Raw genomic sequence first — 2,992 nt, forward strand, 5'->3', positions numbered from 1 at the left:
GTGGAGGCGGGATTGGCGGGCTATCGACGGTTGTTGGGTTTGCCGGCGGAGTGAAATGATTGCCTAAGTTTGGAGTGTATGGCTTGTGATGTGAACTTGATCAATGGAAGAGGATAAAAGAATGGCAACTTTGTGAGGAAGTTACCGCGTTGGAATCGGTAAAGTGTGACATAGAAAATAAAGAAAAGCGGTACTTATGTCGCTAGGCATTTTGATGAAGGGAGAGGCTGATTTATGTGTGAAGTGCTCAGAGATAAAGTTTTTGACGGTGTTGCATGTTTATGGTCTTGAGATGTGATGGTGGAATTGAAAGGCTGACAGTACATGCATGTCTTTTGTCGGAACTGATGTGGTTTTAATGTCGGTGGATGGGGGTGATAATTGTTTGGCGTAGAATAAGAAGTGTTTTATTGGGGATGGGCGTGGCGCGTGAGTTTGTATTTTATATAATGGGGTGGTGTTTGGTATGGGTAAAATTATTCTTCTATTCAATTTATTCTTGTTTTTCAAAATTATGCAGCGCCTAGTCGAGCTGAATGAATTTGCATGTAGGAATGGGAGGCTTCCTGGGTGTGGTTGGTTTTTTTGGGGATGCAAAGTTTCAAATCCTGTAGAGCGAGTATCTCAAAAGATTTATATGTGGTTTTCTTGGTTTTTCTTGTGTCTGCTTTTTGTGTTTTTGTTGTTTGACAGGATTGATTTGGATGATGTTGATAAGATGAGGATGGCTCGAGGATCTATCGGTATTTTTGCTTTTCTTGTTTGGCGAGCAATGCCTTATGTCAAGAGTGTGAGAAGTCATATTAAAGGGTGAGGTGTGATATGAGTAAAGCTGATACGGCTGCGTTAGTAGCAGGGTTGACTAATTTTTCAAATAATGTCAGAGATGGAAACTATGCTGGAGCAGTGTCCGCTGCCACCGGCGCATTAGCTGCAATAGCAAAATTGGCACCACATGTTCCTGCTTTATCTGTAATTGGGATGGGGGCGAGCATGGCGGATCTTGGACAAAAGTACCAAAGTGGAAAGATTGATGCTGCAAGTATGATTTCAACGAGTTCGGCAATTGTTGGTGGTGTTGCTGCCTTTTTGGTTGCTGGAGGTGTGGTAACTATTGCAGGTATTCCTACCGCAGCCGTTGTTACTGCAGCAGGAGTAATAGGTTTGGGGGCGGATCTCTTTCCGAAAGAAGTAAATGATATGGTTAATTCAGCCAAATCATGGTTCGAAAAGGCTGCTGAAGATTTGGGCGATCCAATGGGCGATGGAAGTGAATTTTTAGGGAAGGTTGCTAAGCTTTTCAAAAATGTTCATGATTGGAGTCGTCCAAGTGAATTTCCTGATTTTAGCAAGCCAGCACAAGCTATTTCTCCTATTGTTATTGATTTGGATGGCGATGGTGTCGAGACAGTCTCACGTGGGCAAGGTACTTACTTTGATTTGAATAATAATCGATTCGCTGAGAAAACGGGTTGGGCAGGAGCAGATGATGCTTTGTTGGTCTTAGATCGAAACGGAAACGGTCTGATCGACAATGGCAGCGAGCTGTTCGGCAATGAGACATTATTGGCCAACGGTAAGAAAGCAGCCAATGGCTTCGATGCCTTGGCAGAGTTGGATAGCAATAAAGACGGCAAGCTGGATAGTCAGGATGAGGCTTGGACCAGACTCAAACTGTGGCAAGACAAAAACAGCGATGGAGTGAGCAGTGCGGATGAGTTGAAAACGCTAGCCGAGTCTGGACTGGTTTCACTCAATTTGCAGTATGCCACACAGAACAAGACCGATGCTGCTGGCAACCAGCACAAACAGACTAGCCAAGCGCAATGGCAAGATGGCCGCATCACGGATGCGGTTGACGTCTGGTTTGCCGTTAACCATGCGGATTCTAAAGACCTAGACGTCAAAGCGTTGCCGGATGAGCTGCTTAAATTGCCGAATGTCATAGGATTTGGTGATTTGCCTGATTTGCGTCAGGCCATGCTGAACGACAAGGAGTTACGAGGCCTGGTTGAGCAATATGTTGTCGCGACGACAGCAGAGGCCCGTAAGGAGTTGCTATTGCCTTTGATCTTTCAATGGGCCGGCGTGGCGAATGTCGATCCGAACAGTCGCGATCCTAGCAAGATTTACGGCCATGTCATGGATGCGCGCCAATTGGTGGCATTGGAGAAGCTTGTTGGAGAAGGCTACATCGGAACTTGGTGCTGGGGAGAGCACGATCCCAATCCACATGGCGTAGCCGCACCGCTATTGAAAGCCGAGTTTGATAAATTTGCCAACTATGTTGAAGCCCAGTTGCAGGCGCAGACCGAGTTCAAACCCGTCATGGATCAAATTTCCATTCGTTATGACGCAGAGCGCAAGCAGTTTGGCATCGACTGGTCCGCTGCAAATGAATTTATCAAGGACTTGGCAGCACAGGGCAAGCTGAAGCAACTAGACCGCTTCAGCGAGATGATTGGTCATCTGGGAAATTACACGAGTTCCTTGCGCGATTCGTATCGAGAAAATTTGGCAGCCCTGATGCCTGGCTTACCTTTGGAGGCGAGAGAGGTTTTGCAGCATAAGGTACTAGCTGGCGATGATGCTAATGACACGCTGAATGGTGGAAATGGAGACGATAAGATTTTTGGCGCCGGTGGTAATGACGTTTTGAATGGCGGCGCCGGTAATGATTTGATGGAAGGCGGCGATGGCGATGACGTGCTCAATGGCGGAGCCGGTGCCGATACGATGCGTGGTGGGGCTGGCAATGATGCTTTGGTGACCGACTGGTGGGCCTCGGGCAATACCTTCGAGGGTGGTACGGGCAACGACACAATGGTGGGTAGCTATGCCAAGGATGTCTATCTGTTCAATCTGGGCGATGGCCAGGATCAGATCACGGACAATGCACAAAATTATCGGGACAGTGCCGACAACGACCCCAGCTACCGCGACGAGTTGCGCTTCGGCGCCGGTATCCGTCCGGAGGATGTGAAGACGGTGA

General features: G+C 47.6%; 1 protein-coding gene. It reads left to right on the forward strand.

Going from position 1 to position 2,992, the window contains the following annotated elements:
• Positions 1-822: 822 nt before the first annotated feature.
• On the forward strand, positions 823-2,992 hold a 2,170-nt coding region (locus tag ACODSD_RS24700; protein ID WP_488878601.1), incomplete at its 3' end, for a calcium-binding protein.

Source organism: Chromobacterium sp. FG22 (assembly GCF_057809415.1).